At 69.1% G+C, this 269-nt stretch carries 1 protein-coding gene; it reads left to right on the top strand.

Annotation, left to right across the window (positions count from 1 at the left end):
- Nucleotides 1-269 (top strand): hypothetical protein (locus tag O4H31_RS19520; RefSeq protein ID WP_269348181.1); only part of this gene is annotated, 269 nt, incomplete at both ends.

Here is a 269-nt window from a genome sequence, read left to right as displayed (position 1 = left end):
CTGCAGTTGAGGCCCGCCTCGAAGCGCTGCAAAGCAGCGAGCGCCTCATCGGCAATCAAGCCGAGCTTGCGAGCCGCCTAGACAGGCTGCGCACGCTCATGGCAGAGCGCAGCCATGCGGCAGCCGCCGCTGCGCAGTCCAGACAAGCCGCCGCCCGGCAATGGGCTGGCTGGCTTGCAGCACGCGCGCTGCCGGACGGCATGTCGCCGTCAGCGGCGCTCGAAGCGTTCGAGCTTGCCGAGCAAGCGGTGCAGCGGCTGCAGCAATAC

This window comes from Sulfitobacter dubius (genome assembly GCF_027214245.1).
In the GTDB taxonomy this organism is placed as follows: domain Bacteria; phylum Pseudomonadota; class Alphaproteobacteria; order Rhodobacterales; family Rhodobacteraceae; genus Sulfitobacter; species Sulfitobacter dubius_A.
This window is presented reverse-complemented; position numbering and strand designations above follow the sequence as displayed.